This is a genomic window from Candidatus Brocadiia bacterium, from assembly GCA_041658285.1.
Classification (GTDB): Bacteria; Planctomycetota; MHYJ01; order JACQXL01; family JACQXL01; genus JBBAAP01.
The window spans coordinates 1-19228 of sequence record JBBAAP010000016.1; the positions used below are offsets into that span (position 1 = coordinate 1).

The window sequence follows — 19228 nt, forward strand, 5'->3', positions numbered from 1 at the left end:
GCACTCTGGTGGATAGCTGCGATGCTAATACCGGCTGGTCCAAGGGCGGGGCAGCCGGCAATATCACTGCCACCACCAGTATCTATAAAGAGGGGACTGGCGCTTTGACCATGTCCAAGACCGGGACCGATAATACGGATTCCTACATGGAAAAAACCATATCGGCGACGAATATGCAGAATAAGTATATTAATCTCTGGCTTTATATAGCTAACAGTAATGCTCTTGGAAAAATAAGCCGGCTTCAAATGTATATTACCGAAAACGCTTACTCCTGGTATATCTACAAGTCGCCCATCGCGCCTTCCACATTGAAAGCAGGCTGGAATTTGATTTCTTTTGATACCTCTAACCCATCAGGAACTGTTGGTCAGCCTGACCTAACCTCTGTTACTCTAATAAGAATAGACATTGATACAAATAATATCGCAGATACCTTTGCCGATAACGAGATTATCATTGATCACTGGTTTCTGACGAATGTCCAGCCCAGTTTACCGACATGGGTGAATGGCCGGTTTGGTAAAGCACTGTCATTTGACGGCACGAGTAATTATGTGAGTATGTCAAGCATCCAGGGTATTCCATCAGGGAACTCAACCTATGCGATGGAAGTATGGATTAAGCCTAATTTAATGGGAACCTATGGTATTGTTGGATGGGGAACATGGGGTACTACTAATGCTACTAATGCATTAAGGTTGACAGCATCTGGTTTATTAAATTATTGGTGGGGCAATGATCTCTCTATAACTGCTAATAATTTAGCTGATGGAAACTGGCATCATGTAGTGGCCCAATTTGACGGATTAACGCGATCTATTTGGGTTGACGGAATCCAGAAAGGGTCGGATACGCCGGTGGGGCACAATGCGGTTGTTTCTAATTTCAGGATTGGGAGTACTAATAACAAGGAATATTTTCCTGGCTTTATAGATGAGGTCAGAATATACAATAAAGCCCTGACAGCTTCAGAAATATTGACTAGATATAATGGAGGGGTTCCCCAAATCCGACACGACTATGTCGATGTTCGCTTCACCAACCAGGCCATGACCCAGGAATATCCTTATTGGCAGGAGTCAGATAAAAAGTTCTGGGTAAAGGTTCCGTCCATACCTAATGGAACTTCGGTAATGATGATGTGCTATGGCAATCCTTCAGCAGCCAATATTTCAAGTGGTAATAATGTTTTTGAATATTATGACCCTGTAAATAACAACTCCGCTTGGACCAAATATTCGTTTAACCCGGTCTTGAATATTGGTAACGGCGTTGGTGCAACACAGGTCTATAATCCTTCAATTATAAGGGAATCAGATGGAACTTACAAAATGTGGTTTCGGAGTTATGATGCCAATGACAGAATCGGCTATGCCACATCTGCCGATGGTGTAATCTGGACTAAAGAATACAATACTGCGATATTGGATAAGAATACCGGTGCTCCATGGGAACAAACCCACGTGCTTAACCCATCGGTTATAAGCGATACCGGAACATACAAAATGTGGTACTCAGGTATGAATGGGGCGGTATGGAAAATCGGTTACGCCACGTCAAATGACGGTATTGGTTGGACCAGATACGTTTCTAACCCGGTGTTGCTTAACGGCAGTGGTTGGGAATCTACTAATGTCGGTAGTCCGATGGTTTTCAAGGATGGGGCAGAGTATAAGATGTGGTACATGGGCAATAACGGCACCACCTGGAAAATCGGATGCGTTACCTCAACCGATGGGACGAGTTGGAGCAGGTTTTCGTCTAATCCGGTTCTTGATTCGGGCAGCGGCGGGACCTGGGATGATACGCACGTGTATGAGCCGTTTGTTATAAAAGACGCTGACGGTAAATATAAGATGTGGTATTGCGGCAACGAGGGGACTTACGTAAAATTAGGTTATGCCTATTCCGACGATGGAATAACTTGGTCAAAGTATGGATCCAACCCGGTATTGGATGCGGGTGCTAGCGGAGCCTGGGATGATTATCATACCTATAAATGTTATGTTATAAGGGAGGATGGCACTTACAAGATGTGGTATTCTGGCTATGATAACCCAACCTGGCGAATTGGCTATGCCTATACCCGGCCGCGCAAGAGTGCAACTCCAGCGCCGACTGTTTCTTCGCCTGGCCTTCAAGAGCCGATAAACCAAACCACTGGTTTGGTAGTAACCGTGATATCAGATAGCCGAATTGACTTGTCTTGGCAGGATAATTCGCCAATTGAGACTGGATTTAAGATAGAACGTTCGTTAAACGGGATAGATTGGGTACAAATAGATACAACTCCAGCTAATACCACAGTTTATTCAGACACCACTGTCACGCCAACAAATACCTATTATTACCGTGTAATGTCATATAATGCTGGTGTCAATAACCCTTATTCAAATCAGGAACAAACCGGCACAACCGTACCTTCAAACCCGGTCGGTCTTATTACTTCAACAGTTAGCGCCACCTCGATCGGACTGCAGTGGATTGACAACTCTGTTAATGAAGTTGGTTTCCAGATTGAACGTTCTTTGGATGGGAATAACTGGACAGTAACTTATACGCTGACGGCAAATGCAAGTTCCTATATTGATAGTAGTGTGAACGCTTTCAGCCAGTATTATTACCGGGTTAGGGCTTATAACGGCATTGGTCCTGGTGGCTATTCCAATATCATTTCCGTTGCTATTTCGTTGGCTAATCCCGGAAATGGTAGCTGGCAATATAACCGGGCGATTGGCATTAATAATTCCCTGGCGACGACTTTACTCGATTATCAGGTGGCCATAACGCCGTTTATAAATGCGAGTTTTATAAATAACACTGGTTTGATAGGTAGCTGGCATTTCTCTGAATATTCAACTACCTCAACTAACGATATGTCTGGTAATAATAATCATCTTAATATCGTCGGTGCCGATAGCGTTGACAGCCGGTTTGGTAAGGCATTGGGATTAGACGGTACCGTTAATAAATACGGTTATGTTACTCATACCGCGGTGTTTGCGGCGACCAATCCCAGCATCGAGGCTTGGATCAAGCTTAATCGGAATGATCTGGATCAAACCATAGTCTCCGATTGCATCGAGGGCGCTTGGGGCGACGGTCGGGGCTATAACTTTATTGCTCATGGTAATGGCAAGCTTTGCTTCACTGTTGGTAACGGGAGCGGGTCTTGGAAATACGTTTTCGGTAACACGGTCCTTCAACCCAATACCTGGTATTATGTGGTGGGTTTGTATGATGGGACCAACCTGAAGGTCTATCTCAACGGCATTGAGGACGGTTCAAATAATGTCGGGGCAATGACAATCAATTATACGGCTAATGGTTCAGCCGGCCCTAATCCCAGCACCCTTTATATCGGAGCGCAGCATAATAATACCAACAGCGGCGCGACCACGGCCGTTGATCTGGCTGGTTTATTCGACGGGGTTATTGATGAGGTCAGGATATACAACCGAGTATTGACGGCATCTGAAATATCATTACGTTATAATTCTGGCAATCCTATTGTGCGGCCGGATTATGCCGATGTTCGTTTTTTGAGTGAGGATCTGTCTACAGAGTACTCTTACTGGCAGGAAGCGGACAATAGATTCTGGGTTAAGATTCCATCTTTGCCCAGCGGTAATACAACTATTTGGATGTTATACGGCAATCCCTCGGCAACCGCATGCAGTAGTATTTCGAATACATTCATATTTGCGGATGATTTTTCATCCAGTCCGCTTAGTTCGGCTAAGTGGACTGGCAGTTCGCTCTATTATGCTATTAATTCAGGTATTGTGAAATACTGGTCGGATGCTGTTTCTTGGAAATCATTCTCGGCCGCTTATACCTGCGGGCCTTCAGATGAGATTATCTGGGAATCCATGTATAAAACTGAGGCTAATAATAATACCCATCTGCATCTAGAGGAATCCACTAATCGTTTCTGTATTCAACCATATATTGCGGCTGGTCCGCAGTTGCAATACAGGTATAGCGGAACTTATCAAGGTAATTCACCGTATGTTGCTTCTACTCCGGCTGATACCTGGTATATTCACAAAATAATCCGGGAGAGTGCTACGTCTTTCCGGGCTTCTACCTTGGATACAAATTACACTCAACTGGGTACAGACGCTCAAGCGCGTTCTGATTGGATCTCAAAGACATTCCGAATAACCGTATCAGAATACAGCGCAGTCAATAGTTATTTTGACTGGGTGCGCGTTCGGAAATATGCCGCAACTGAACCGACCACCACGATTTCTGGTACGCAATATAATTTGAATGGGGCCGGTAATTTATTGGCAAGCGTTATATCCCTTAGTCAGGTTGATCTCAACTGGGGTGATTATTCGCTATATGAAGATGGGTTTAGAATAGAACGTTCCTCTAATGGTGTTGACTGGTCCGAAATAGCCACTACAACGGCTAATACAGTAGCATATTCCGATACCACTGTTGTTCAAAATAATGATTATTACTACCGTGTCAGGAGTTATTACGCGTTAGCAGGTAATGGCCCTTATTCGAACATCAGTGCAATTCGGGTTGCGGTGCCTGATACGCCCACGGCTCTGATAACCACCACGGTTTATACCTCATCCATTGCATTGCAATGGGCAGACAACTCAGGCAACGAAGATACATTCCAATTGGAGCGTACCATAAATGGGATTACTTATGTCCTGTTAGCCAATCTAAATCGCAATACCACTTTCTATACTGACAGCGGACTGTTGACAGGCACGGCCTATGCATATAGGATCCGGGCTCATAACAGTCTTGGCGACAGTGTTTATTCTAATACAGTTAGCCTGATTACTCCGGTATTCACTGCGACCGGTGGAATCATAACCTATAACGGCGGCTATACCATACACAAATTTAATAGTTCCGGGACGTTTACGGCAAGTTGTCGGGAGAATGTTGAGGTCTTGGTAGTTGGCGGTGGTGGCGGTGGTGGTGAGACTATTGGCGGCGGTGGCGGCGGTGGCGGATTGATTTATAATACAGCATTTGCCGTAACGCCTCAGGTATATCCGGTTACGGTTGGCAACGGCGGGGCTGGCGGTTCTGGTGCCGGATATCCTGCTGGTGTAAAAGGTGATAATTCGGTATTCTCAACTTTAACGGCTATTGGTGGTGGTGCTGGTGCAGGATATGACGTAAGTGCAACTGGTGCTGGTGGTAGTGCCGGCGGAAATGGTGCCGGCGGAGGATTTCGTGCAGCTTATACTCCTGGACAGGGAAATGATGGTGGCTTGCAAGGAGATACTAATTGTGGGGCCGGTGGCGGTGGTGCTGGTGCCGTTGGCAGTAATGGCGCAAGTGGTGTCGGTGGTAATGGTGGAACAGGATTATCATATTCAATATCTGGCTCTCCAGTTTATTATGCGGGTGGCGGCGGGGGTGGCACAAGAAATCCTCCTAATGGTTTGTCTGGGGCAGGCGGAAATGGCGGTGGCGGCATGGGTGCTCAAGATGGTGCTGCAGGGGCTAATGGTATAGCAAATACTGGCGGTGGTGGCGGTGGTGGTGGTTATCGTGATTCAGGAAGTATTCAAGGTCCCGGGGGGGCTGGTGGCTCGGGTATCGTCATAATCAGATATCCGTCCAGCGATCCTCAGGTGAATATTGTTACCAACTTACTGGCCACGATAATTGCTGGTGACTGTATTGAATTGTCATGGCAGGATCACTCGCCCGGTGAAAATGGATTTGAGCTTTGTCGTTCTCTTGATGGAGCCAACTGGACTGTTACTTATACCCTGGATGCTAATACAACGATTTATACCGATACGGCCGTTTCGGTAGATACCACCTATTATTATCGGGTCAGATCTTATAACTTCCTAACTAATAACCCATATTCAAATGTAGTGGTTACCCGGACCTCTGCCCCGGACGCGCCATCCAATCTGATGACAGTCACTGCTAGCTCATCATCAGTAACCTTACAGTGGGACGATAATTCTAATAGCGAAACCGGATTTTATCTGGAACGTTCATTTGATAATGTTTCATGGTTGAGCATCAATACCCTGTCAGCTAATATCACTTCATGTAGTGATGTTAACTTGTATTTGGGCATGATGTATTACTATCGGTTGATGGCTTATAATAATATCGGTAACAGCGGTTATTCTAATGTTAAGTCTAATGTTATGATGGGACTTTCCAATACTGGGACGGGCACCTGGCAATATTGCCGACCTATTACAATAACTAATTCTGGATCTGTCCTGACTGATTATCAGGTTATCATTAATCCATTTACTGATGAGAGTTTTATTAATCATTCTGGATTGTCTGGTTCTTGGCATTTCTCTGAACCTTTAACCGACACCGTAGCTGTCACGATCGATATGTCCGGCTGTGATAATAACGGCATATTGGTTAATTCCCCGACCAGGGTGGCCGGCAAATACGGTAATGGTTTGCAGTTTAACGGCAGTAATAGCTATGTTAGTATTCCTCATAACCCTACACTTGCTCCGACCAGTCAAATTACATTCGAAGCATGGGCATATCGGGCTGATTGGTCGGGGTATACCACCGATAGCCGCATTCTGTCTAAAACAGAAGGCGGTGGGTATCAAATTGGAGTAAATGAGACAACAATTGGTGCAGGCAATGTTGGTATACTGGTATATCGCAACTCAGTATACGCAACCGCAAAGGTTGCCCGCTCAACACTGGTTGCTGGCTGGCACTACTTTGTTGGTACCTATGATGGCCGTTATACCAAGTTCTATGTCGACGGTGTTTTGAAAGAAACTAACGATGCCGGTGGGACTTACAGTATTGGTTATACTAGCAGTAATTCCTTGATAATTGGGGCTGAGGCTGGTAATGGCACAACGGCTGTAGGTCAATATTTTAGCGGTATCATTGACGAGGTGCGTATCTCTAACCGGGCTCTTGTGCTTTCAGAAATAAACGCTCGATACAATGCCGGGACCAATACCGGCTCCAATAAAGTCAAGAACGATTATGCCGATGTCAGGTTTTCCGATACAGGCATGTTCAAGGAGTTATATTATTGGCAGGAAGGGGACAATGAATTCTGGGTCAAAATACCATCGCTACCCAGCGGTGACACCGTAATTAATATGTTCTACGGCAATAGTTCGGCCATTAGCTCCAGCGACATTGCCAATACTATGATTAACGATACGGAAACCGGATTCAGGGCTCCGGTGCCCAAGGGAGCTTTATCGAATGGTAACCGTACCTGGAGCACGGGCCCGAATTATTCTTCCGTAGTATTGGATAAAACATTTAGCAATCGATATTTTGAGATGGTCACCTATTGGGCGCACGACTATCGTGGCTGTGGGATGATTTATGGTCCTAGCGTTAACCATGCAGATTGGACTGGCTGGTCTAATGACTCCAGCGGACCTTATTGGGGCGCCCTTAACACTTCTGGTTTTTCCAGCGGTTACAGTGGAACCTTTTTTGGGCAATATCACGCGCCAATTGCTGGCGGTGGCGCGGCTACAACGGCTTATTGGTTCCGACAGCGTCGTTTAGATGATACCCTGACGCTTCAATATTCGACAATCTCAGCTACCGGACCGTGGATTAATTTTACTACCAGCTATCGTCAGAGTATAACTGTTACCGATAAAGTTGCGGTTGGTATGGGCGAAGCTTCGTCAAACCAGGTTGCCCCTTTAAACGTACAGTATCTTTATTACTCCCAGGATGCATCTACGGCGCCGACCTTTGTGGCCATTGGCTCAGAAGCCACAGTTAATATGACCACAAATCTCTATGCCACCGCCATTTCTGCCAATCAAATCAATCTGACCTGGCTGGAGAGCTCTCTTGGTGAACAGGGCTTTAAGCTGGAACGTTCGCCGGATGGCAGCAGCTGGGCCGAGATTGCGGTATTGCCGATTAATTCTAACGCCTACACAGATACGAGCGTGTCAGTCGACACCACTTATTATTATCGGGTTTGTTCATATAATTACGCCGGTAATAACCCTTATTCCAATACGGAAATAAGCCGAACCTCTGTGCCTGATGCACCGGTTAGTCTTGTTACCACCACGGTTACTTCCTCATCCATCGTCTTGCAATGGACCGATAGCTCCAATAACGAAGATGGATTCCAATTAGAACGTACAACAAATGGGACTACTTACACATTGCTTGCCACCCTTGCTCGTAATATAAATTCCTATACTGATAGCGGCCTCATAGTGGGGTCAGCTTATGCATATCGTGTTCGGGCTTACAACTTAATCGGCAATAGTGGCTATTCTAACATTATCGCATCACTGACACTTAGTTCTCTCCAGGTGGACGCAACCGGAGGAACCATTACAAATCCTGTTGATGGCAGCGGTTATAGGACGCATATCTTTACCTCGAATGGGACATTTATAATCAACAATGCTGGTGTGGGGAGTGTGGATGTTTATTGCTGGGGCGGCGGCGGGGCTGGAGGTACGGTGGGCGGATGGGCTTATGGTTCGTCAGGTGGGGCCGGTGGTGCGGCCAGAGGGAATTTAGCCGTGACTGCAGGGGTAACATATCAGGTTGTAGTGGGTGGAGGCGGGACAGTTAATAGTTATTCTGGGGGAGCAGTCGGTGGTGGAGGGGCGGCATCAAATAATAATAACGATAATCGTTATTCTGGAGGAGGTGGTGGCTATTCCGGTGTGTTCCTGTCGTCTGTTTCGCAAGCTAATGCTGTTATAATTGCTGGTGGTGGCGGTGGTGGGTCCAGTGCTAACACAAACTACGGGTCGCCATTAGCTGCTGGTGGAGCTGGTGGTGGAACATCGGGCCAAATAGGATATACCCATCCTTCTTACCAAGCAAACAGAGGTAATCCCGGAACCCAAACAGAAGCTGGTCCTGATCCATATAATAGCAGCACGACTGGTGCTGGAGGACAAGGGGCTCTGCAAGGCGGTGTGCCCAGAAATAATAGTTATGGCGGCGGCGGCGGCGGCGGGTATTGGGGCGGTTCAGGCGGCGGGTATAACGGTGTTGGTGACGGCATGAGCGGTGGCGGCGGCGGTTCGGGCTATGTTCATCCTACTCTTATAACAGGCGGTATATTAACCACTGGGTCTGGTACAACACCAGGTGATTCAGCTAATCCATTAAGGAGCAACGCTGGTAATGCTGGCCCGGCGGCTACACACGGACGGCCGGGTATGGTCATCATACGCTATCCTGCCTCGAGCGGTGTCGCCGCTGTAGGTGGAACTTTTGTAGATGCTACTAATAAAATTCATACTTTTACTTCAAGCGATACTTTTAACGTGACAGGAGGCGGTAATATTGAAGTTTTAGTAGTTGCTGGTGGAGGAAGTGGCGGAAATCACAATACGACCAATGCCAACGGTGGTGGCGGCGGTGGAGGCGTTATTTATAATGAACGGTATGCCGTAACGCCGGGTTCTTATACTGTAACAGTCGGTGCCGGTGGTGCGGCAATTCCTAATGCCACTATTGGAGTAGGCAACAACGGACAAAATTCCGTGTTTGGTCCTCTTATTGCGATTGGAGGAGGTGGTGGTGGTACACGTAATTCTGTAAATGGCCTGGCAGGTGGTAGCGGCGGCGGTGCGGCTTGGAGCGGCGGCACTGGCGGAGCCTCTACACAGACTAATGGTTATGGGAACGCAGGTGGTAGTAGCGCTACCTCATATACAGGTGCCGGCGGCGGCGGGGCCGGGTCGGCTGGCTGTCCTGCCCAGAGTAGTACACCCGGGAGTGGAAATGGCGGGAGAGGATTTGCCTGCTTTATATCCGGGGTTTTGAGCTATTATGCGGGTGGTGGCGGAGGTGGTGGTAACAGTTCTGAGCCGGCTGGCGATGGTTATGACGGCGGTGGCCGTGGAGAGGGGCAGACTACCTACTACGCTTACAATAACTATCCGGTTGAAACCAACGCAACGACAAAGGGAAGTTCAACGCCTAATGCCCTTACCAATAGCGGTGGTGGCGGCGGTGGTGGCTCATTCTGGGCTGCTAATGGTGGTTGGCCAAACGGATCGGGCGCTGGCGGTTCTGGTATTGTTATTGTCAGGTGCCCGAATGAAGTTTTTACGGAAAACAAAACAACCAATCTGTTAGCCTATGCTATAGATCCTAATCAAATTGATTTGACATGGCAGGATAATTCACCCGGTGAAAATGGATTTAAGGTGGAGCGTTCTCCGGACGGTAGTTCATGGTCTGAAATCGCCACCTTACCGGCCAATTCTACGGCCTATAGTGATACCAGCGTCTCACCCGCTACCATTTATTACTACCGGGTCAGGTCTTATAATTTTATTCAGAATAATCCGTATTCTAATGTTGAAGTAACCCAGGCTTCTTTACCCGGCGCGCCGACTAATCTGATAACCACTACAGTTACTACTACCTCTATTGTTTTACAATGGAATGATAATTCCAATAACGAGGATGGATTCCAATTAGAACGTACCTCGGATGGAACTACATATACGGTAATAGCTAATTTTGGACGTAATATAACTTCCTGTACTGACGCGGGTTTGTTGATGGCCACGGCTTATGCTTACCGGGTGCGGGCCTATAATAACATCGGAGTCATCTATTCGAACATAGTCAGTCAAATAACGCCGTCTTTCTTCCCGGTAAGCATGACTTTTAACAATACTTCCACCGGCCAGAATGGTACAATCCAAACAACTACTATAACCCAAACTGGTGTTTATCGCATAGAAGCCTGGGGCGCTCAGGGCGGAAGTAGTCCCACTAGCTATCCTGCAAACCTCGGAGGAAAAGGTGCTAGGATGAGAGGTGACTTTACTCTGGCACAGGGACAGGCTCTTAAAATACTAGTCGGCCAGCAGGGGACTGTTTCCACGAATGATGGCGGTGGCGGTGGCGGGAGTTTTGTTACGGACAATTCTAACAATCCGTTTATTGTCGCCGGTGGTGGTGGTGGTGCTTCCGGTTCTAATAACGCCGTAGCTGGTGTTACAACCACTAATGGTGCGAGTGGTCCGGGCGGGCAGGCTGGTGGATTTAACGGCGGTGGCGGCAGTACGATAAACTCCGGAGCCGGTGGAGGGCTTACCGGAAACGGAGCTGATGGTTCCGCAGGTTCCCAAGGAGGACGCGCTTTTATAAATGGAGGAACCGGCGGTACGACAGGTTCTGCAAATTGCTATGGAGGATTTGGCGGCGGCGGCGGTTCTCACGGCGGTGGCTGGGGCGGCGGTGGCGGTGGCGGATATTCCGGTGGCGGCGGTGCGCAATGGCCTAATGCCGGCGGCGGTGGTGGTTCTTATAATATTGGCACTAACCAGTCTAATTCCGGTGGTGCCAGAAGCGGACAGGGCTTGATAACTATCCAGGGAATTTCCTTTGAGTCGGAAAATCTTAATACCACGACTAATTTATTCACCAAGGTCGTTTCTGAAACGGTCATTGAATTGACCTGGCAGGATAACTCGCCCGGCGAGAACGGATTCAAGGTCGAGCGCTCGCCTGACGGCAGTTCTTGGGCTCAAATTGCTGACTTGCCGGCCAATACCACGGTCTATACCGACACAAGCGTTTCAGCCGCTAATACTTATTATTACCGGGCCAGGTCTTATAACTTCCTTGTAAATCATCCTTATTCCAATCAGGATTCCAATAGAACCGTAGCCGTGCTGGCCCCGTCCGGCCTCATAACCACAACGACTACGGCCGTGTCAATCAGCCTGCAATGGACCGATAACGCCAATAGTGAGACCGGATATGAGGTCTGGCGTTCGATGGATGGCGTAACCTACAACCTGATTGCCACGCTGGGACGTAATGTCATTACGTATACCGATAGCGGGCTTCTGAAGGCTGCTACCTATGTTTATAAAGTCCGTGCCTATAATGGTATCGGGAACAGTGATTATTCCAATGTGCTTTGCGAAGCTACCAGTGCTGTAAACGCTACCGGCGGAACAATCACATATGTCGGTAATATCTATAAGAGACATATTTTTAATTCTAGCGGGACATTTACAGTCACATCGGGCAGCGGGAATGTTGAAGTCCTCGTTGTTGCCGGCGGCGGCGGTGGCGGGAAAGGAGAGCCTAATCCATCCGGCGACGGCGGCGGCGGCGGCGGTGCAGGCGGCTTGATTTACAACCAGTCTTATGCGGTTGCTGTTGGTTCGTATACTGTAACTGTCGGCGGCGGCGGTAGTGGCTCTACTGCAAATGCCAATAAAGGTGTAAATGGTTCGGATAGTGTTTTTGGCACGCTTACTGCTTTCGGTGGAGGTGGCGGCGGGTCGGATAATGATGATGCGGCCGGCGCAAACAGAGGAGCAGACGGCGGCTCTGGCGGTGGGGCAGCAAACAGATATAATGCCAGCACCTCTGCAGGTTCGGGGCAGCCAGGGCAAGGAAATGCCGGAGGGGATGCCCTGTCTAATTCAACTTCATGGCGCGGTGGAAGCGGCGGCGGTGGCGCTGGTTCGGCGGGCGCAACACGATCAAGTACCGTCGGTGGTGCTGGTGGCAGTGGTTTCTTAAGCAGCATTAGTGGTTCCCCTGTTTTTTATGCGGGCGGCGGAGGCGGGGGGACGTGTGATAGCAGCGGCGGACCGGGAGGTTCAGGCGGAGGCGGTAATGGGGGAGGCGTTAATACTGCCGGAACAGCCGCAACTGCCAACACAGGTAGCGGCGGCGGCGGCGGCGGGGCCGGGACCGGCGGGGCCGGTAACGGCGGCACCGGAGGCTCTGGCATCGTCATTGTTCGTTATATCCCTTCAAGTGGTATTGTTGCCACCGGTGGGACAATTATAGAAGCGGATTTTGTGATGAAAAAAGTTCATACTTTCACATCAAGCGGCACATTTAATGTGACTAGCGGAGGTGATATCGAGGTCTTAGTGGTGGGCGGTGGCGGCAGCGGCGGCAATTACACCACCACTAACGCTAACGGAGGAGGAGGCGGCGGCGGTGTGATTTACAGAGCTTCATATCTGATTACTCCCACTTCTTATACAGTGACTGTTGGAAATGGTGGAGCTGCCATTGCTAATTCGACTAATAGCAAAGGTAACAACGGGCAGAGTTCCGTATTCGGCTTACTTATTGCTTTGGGTGGCGGTGGCGGTGGCGGTTCCGGCGCTGCACCGGGTGGTCCTGGCCAGAATGGCGGCAGTGGCGGTGGCGCGGCTAACCCCAACGGTGGCGGTGGTGCTGGCGGTGCCTCAATTCAGACGGGTGGTTATGGTAATGCCGGTGGCGCCAGCGCGGTAGCCTGGACTGGCGGCGGCGGCGGCGGCGCCGGCTCGGCCGGAGTTATTGGCAGTTCTGGAGCGCCGGGAGGTAATGGCGGAGCCGGATTCGGGTGCTCCGTATCGGGTACGTTGCAATATTATGGTGGCGGTGGTGGCGGTGGCGGTAACAGCACCGAACGGGCCGGGGATGGCTACGACGGCGGAGGCCGCGGGTTTGGCAACACCTCGTATTATTCAAACACCCTCTATCCGCCTGTCATAAATACCGCGACTCGCGGCAGTGCCACCCTTAATGCCGTTCCCAATACTGGTGGCGGTGGCGGTGGTGGTTCTTATTGGGCGACTAATGGCGGCTGGACCACCGGTTCCGGCGCCGGCGGCTCGGGTATCGTCATAATTAGTTATATAGACAGTGGTGATAATGTTCCTACCAACCTGGTAGCCAAGGTCAATTCGGCCACTGAGATTGTATTGACCTGGCAGGACAATTCCCCCAATGAGAACGGGTTCAAGGTTGAGCGCTCGGCAGACGGTTTAAGTTGGTCTGAGCTTGCCGGCAGCTTGCCGGCTAATACCGCGGTCTATACTGATACGGGTGCTTCTGCCGGAGCCATCTATTATTACCGGGTCAGGTCTTATAACTTGCTCATCAACCATCCGTATTCAAACCAGGATATTGCCCAGACCGTAGCGCCGCTGGCACCGTCCGGGCTGATAACCACAACAGCTACGGCCGTGTCAATCGGACTGCAATGGGCAGATAACGCCAATAGCGAGGCCGGATATGAGGTGTGGCGCTCGACCGATGAATCAAGCTATAGCCTGATAGCCACATTGGCTCGTAATACTACGTCATATACCGATAGCGGGCTTCTGTTGGCAGCCACCTATGCTTATAAGGTCCGGGCCTATAATAACATTGGCAACAGTAATTACTCCAATGTAATAATCGAAAGCACCGGTATTGTAAAAGCCACCGGAGGAACAATCACATACTCAGGTGGCTATAAGATACACACCTTTACATCGAGCGGCACATTTAATGTTACCGGTGGTGGCAATGTCGAGGTGCTGGTAGTGGCCGGAGGCGGCTCCGGCGGGAATCATAGTACCACTAATGCCAATGGTGGCGGTGGCGGTGGTGGCGTGATTTATAATACGTCTTATCCGGTTATATCCGGCTCGGCTTATACGGTGACGGTTGGTGCTGGCGGCGCGTCAGTGCCTAATTCTACCGCCGCTATAGGCAATAATGGACAAAACTCGGTATTCGGTTCGCTCACCGCTATCGGCGGCGGCGGTGGTGGTGCAATGTGTTATGTCAATGGTTTACCCGGCGGTAGCGGCGGAGGTGCGGCCTATGGCGGTGTTGCCGGGGCGTCGACTCAGACTGGCGGTTATGGCAATGCCGGCGGAAACAGCGCAATTCAATGGACCGGGGCTGGCGGCGGCGGCGCCGGCGGCGTCGGTGTGGCCGGCAACGGCGCGGCGCCCGGTGGCAATGGCGGGGCCGGATTCGGGTGCTCCATATCAGGTACGTTAAAATACTATGGTGGCGGTGGCGGCGGCAGTGGTAACAGCTCTGAACGGGCGGGGGATGGCTATGACGGTGGCGGCCGCGGCGAAGGCGCTACTTCGTATTATGGGTATACCACCTACACTCCGGCTGAAGTCAACGCCACTACCCGGGGTAGTTCCACGCCAAATGGTGTTCCCAATACTGGGGGCGGCGGCGGTGGAGGTTCTTACTGGGCTAATAATGGTGGTTGGTTGCTCGGTTCTGGTGCCGGCGGTTCCGGTATTGTGATAGTCAGATATCTGGATAGCAGCGATAATGGCACCACTAACCTTTCGGCTAAGGTTAATTCCTCGAGCGAGATTGCTTTGACCTGGCAGGATAATTCGCCGAATGAAAGCGGGTTTAAAGTTGAGAGTTCTGATGACAATGGCGTTACCTGGAACCAGATTGTTACCCTGACGGCTAATGCCACTGCCTATACTGATACCGGTCTTACCGCCGGCCAGGCCTATTATTACCGTGTTCGTTCTTATAATCCGTTGATTAATCATAATTATTCTAATACTGAATCAAGCCGGACTGATTTGCCGGATGCTACGTCTAATCTGATAACCACTACGGTTTCTAGTTCGGCTATATCTCTGCAATGGAGTGATAATGATAATGAAACCGGGTATGAGGTTTGGCGTACAAGTAATGGTCTTACTTACAGCTTGATAGCCACCCTTGGCAAGAATGTCGTAACTTATACGGATAGCGGGATTTTGAAAGCCACCGCTTATGCCTATAAGGTCAGGGCTTATAACGGCGCCGGTATCGGCAATTATTCAAATGTTATAAATTCGATTACATTGGATATGACTGCTACCGGAGGGGCTATTACGTATTCAAATGGATATGCTATCCACACGTTCACGTCAAGTGGCACTTTCAATGTCGCCGGCGGTGGCAATGTTGATGTTTTGGTGGTTGGCGGCGGCGGTTCTGGTGGTAATCATAATACCACCAATGCCAACGGCGGTGGCGGTGGCGGCGGTGTTATTTCTCGAACAGGGTTCTCGGTTTCGGCTGGGGTTACCACGGTAACAGTCGGGGCCGGTGGTGCGGCCATACCTAATTCTACTATGGGAGTAGGTAATAATGGTCAGAATTCAGCATTTGGTTCGCTCATAGCTCTTGGTGGTGGCGGGGGTGCTTCTACCGGCAGTACGACCCCGGCTGGGAGTGGCGGCAGTGGCGGTGGAGTTGCTTGGGGCAACAGTATATTGGGGAATTCTACTCAAACCGATGGCTATGGCAATGCCGGAGGTAATGCCACGGTTCAATGGACCGGAGCCGGCGGCGGTGGTGCTGGCGGTGCCGGTGTGGCTGGCAGCGGCTCGGCGCCTGGTGGTAATGGTGGAGCCGGTATAGCCAGTTCGATATCCGGTACATTGCGTTATTATGGTGGTGGCGGCGGTGGTAGTGGAAATAGTACCGAGCGGGCCGGGGATGGTTTTGATGGCGGCGGTCGAGGCTGCGGGATCACATTCTACTATATGAATACTGCATATCCGGTTGAGATTAATCCGGAAACTCGAGGCAGTGGTACTCCTACTGCTGTCCCCAATACCGGAGGTGGCGGTGGCGGCGGTTCCTACTGGGCATCTAACGGAGGTTGGACAACCGGTTCGGGTGCTGGTGGGTCTGGAATAGTTATAGTGAGATATTTAATTTCCGGCACGAATACAACCACTAATTTGGTAGCAAAAGTTAATTCCGGGACTGAGGTTGTGCTGACCTGGCAGGATAACTCACCCGGTGAGAACGGATTCAAGGTGGAACGCTCGCCAGACGGCAGTGCTTGGGCCCAGATTGCCGATTTGCCGGCTAATACCACGGTCTATACCGATACCGGAGTTTCGGCGGCTACCGCTTACTATTACCGGGTCCAGTCATATAATTTCCTTGTGAATCATTCTTATTCGAATGTTGAACCGACCCGGACTTCTTTGCCAAATGCAGTGTCTGGCCTGATAACAACTACAGTTTATTCATCTTCTATAAGTCTGCAATGGGCTGACAATGATAATGAAACCGGTTTTGAGATTTGGCGTTCTACGGACGGCATATCTTATAACTTAATAGTCACTCTGGGGCATAACGTAATTTCGTATACTGATAACAGCGCACACAGTGCAACCTCATATGTCTATAAAGTTCGGGCCTACAATGGCATCGGAAATAGTGATTATTCCGATTTAGTCTACGAAACCGCTTTTGCTATGTATGCAACTGGTGGGACAATCACATATGCAAGCGGTTACAAAATCCATACTTATACTTCAGCAGGAACATTTCTTCCGACAAGTATTGGTAATGTCGAGGTTTATATTTGGGGTGGGGGAGGATCCGGAGGTACGGTTGGTGGGTGGCTTTATGGCGCACCTGGTGGTGCTGGTGGTGCGGCGCAGGGAATGTTGAGTGCTATTTCCGGCGCAACATATAACATTGTTGTTGGTGGTGGGGGTGTGGTAAATAGTCCTGTAGGGGCTGGTGCAGCCGGTGGTGGTGGTGAAGCTTCAAATAATAATTCTAGTAATGTATACGCCGGTGGTGGAGGTGGATATTCTGGAGTGTTTAAATCGTCCGTTTCTCAGGCTAATGCTTGTATTATTGCCGGTGGCGGAGGTGGAGGTGGTAGCAGCCGTGCTGGGACCGGGAATGCTGGTGGTGCCGGCGGTGGTGAATCGGGTGAGCACGGATTTTCTCCGTATGATGGCAAGGCCGCGTATGGTGGTAATCCGGGGACTCAATCATCGTTTGGCGCTAATGCCAGTTCTGATTCACCTAATGGGGGTGGAGGACAAGGCGCGTTACAGGGTGGGGTTACTAGGACCAATAGTTATGGTGGTGGTGGTGGTGGTGGTTATTGGGGTGGCTCGGCTGGAGGTTATAGCGAATCTAACACCATGGCTGGAGGAGGTGGCGGTTCAGGATATATAAGTTCCACCGTCATATCATCTGGAGTTTTAACCGCTGGCTCGGGTACTACTCCGGGCGATTCAAGTAATCCTTTGAGAGGTACGGCCGGAAATGCCGGAGCGGTTGCTGGTAATGGGGCGGCCGGTATCGTAATAATCAGGTATTGGAACGGAGATAATATAACAACCAACTTGGTTGCCCAGGTCAATTCTGTGCCTGAAGTTGTGTTGACATGGGAAGAAGATTCTCCTAATGAGAGCGGATTCGAGCTTGTACGTTCGGAAGATGGAACGAATTGGACTGTTACCTATACGCTTTCTGCAAACACTACGATCTATACCGATACAGCTGTTTCCGGCGGCCAGACATATTATTACCGGGTTAGGTCATACGATTCATTCTTTAAGCATCCTTATTCTAATCAGGTTATTGCCCAGACTTCAATTCCACTGGCACCGTCTAATCTTATAACTACTACGGTGACGCCTTATTATATACTACTTGGTTGGACGGATAATTCTTCGGGTGAGCAAGGGTTACAATTAGAGCGTTCTTTAGACGGTTCGAGCTGGACCACAACATATACCTTGTCTGCCAACACAACGGTCTATACGGACACGGGTCTTACTCCTTCGACTCCGTATTGGTATCGGGTCAGGGCATATAATGGTCTTGGTTTCAGTGACTACTCAAATACGAAAAATGAAACTACATTCCCGACTATAAATGTGACTTTTAACCCTACCGGAACGGGCAAGAATGGTTCAATCCAAACCTGGACGGTGCCTTACTCTGGTGTTTTTACCATAGAGGTTTGGGGTGCGCAAGGGGGTAGTAATACTAAAGGTCAAACAGGAGGTTTGGGTGCACGGATGAAGGGTGATTTTAACCTAACTGCAGGCCAAACTATTAAAATACTAGTTGGTCAACAGGGCATCGGTAACTATTATGAAGCGGGTGGTGGAGGAGGAACGTTTGTTACTGATAATAGCAATAACCCACTAATTATAGCCGGTGGTGGCGGTGGAGCTAGTAATTCTACTAATGGTGTTAATGCTGTTACGACCTCAAGCGGAACACTTGGTTCTGGTAGCGGAGCTGGGACTCCGGGTTCTGGCGGGGGTGGAGGCTCTGGTAGTTATGGTGGATGTGGTGGTGGTTTAACTGGTAACGGTGCAAATGGTACTTGGTCAAACGCTCCACAAGGTGGTTTTAGTTTTATAAATGGAGGTACGGGTGGTAATGGTATTACTGCTCCTATTGTTGGGGGATATGGTGGTGGTGCTGGTGCTCATGGTAATAGTTATGTGGCTGGTGGTGGTGGTGGTGGTTATTCCGGTGGTACTGGTGGGCGACAAAGCGGTTATGGTGGCGGTGGCGGCGGTTCCTATAATGCCGGCACCAACCAGTCTAATTCCGCCGGCGTCAGGACCGGAAGTGGGTTGGTAATCATTACGAATTAATTATAAATTAAACTGTAAAAAATGTTCGTATTTGCTATTGAAAGTCTTAATTT

General features: G+C 49.5%; 2 protein-coding genes. One reads left to right on the forward strand and one right to left on the reverse strand.

Annotation, left to right across the window (positions count from 1 at the left end; genetic code table 11):
- Window positions 1-248: hypothetical protein (locus WC980_10375; GenBank protein ID MFA5795454.1), on the reverse strand; the 248-nt coding region annotated here is incomplete at its 3' end.
- Here WC980_10375 and WC980_10380 point away from each other — a divergent pair.
- Window positions 249-19175, forward strand: coding sequence for a DUF2341 domain-containing protein (locus WC980_10380; protein ID MFA5795455.1), 18927 nt, complete (start codon window positions 249-251; stop codon window positions 19173-19175).
- Window positions 19176-19228: the final 53 nt, after the last annotated feature.

Coding starts and splice junctions, on each gene's coding strand:
- WC980_10380 (MFA5795455.1), top strand. CDS start 249: ATGTATATTACCGAAAACGCTTACTCCTGGTATATCTACAAGTCGCCC.